The sequence below is a fragment of the Ruminococcus sp. 210702-SL.1.03 genome, from assembly GCF_020559915.1.
Classification (GTDB): Bacteria; Bacillota; Clostridia; order Oscillospirales; family Ruminococcaceae; genus YE71.
Genome location: NZ_JAJCLZ010000144.1, coordinates 1 through 332, shown reverse-complemented (window position 1 = coordinate 332; position 332 = coordinate 1). Strand labels below are relative to the sequence as shown.

At 58.7% G+C, this 332-nt stretch carries 1 pseudogene; it reads right to left on the bottom strand.

The window, feature by feature from the left end:
* Positions 1–332, bottom strand: a pseudogene (locus tag LI114_RS13840) (fibronectin type III domain-containing protein); the annotation flags it as partial.

Here is a 332-nt window from a genome sequence, read left to right as displayed (position 1 = left end):
CGGATCGCAGTTTCAGTAGCTCCGCACGAGCTGAGCTTGACCTGTTTAGGCTTAGTGGTCGCTGTCAGCTTAGCGCTTGCCTTGCTCCACTTTGTGCCGTGCGAGGTCTTGCGGTACGCCTTGACCTTGTAGCTGTATTCGGTAGCAGAAGCCAGTCCGCCGTCACGATACTGGGTAGTTCCGGCACCGCGCAGCGTAGCAACTTTAGTCCACTTGCCGCCGATGAGTCTGTAAACGCGGTAGCCGCTTGCTCCGCTGACCTTGTTCCATTTAACGCGCAGTGCAGTAACGCCCACAGCAGGGTCTTTCCAACCGGGCTGCGCCAGCGCACC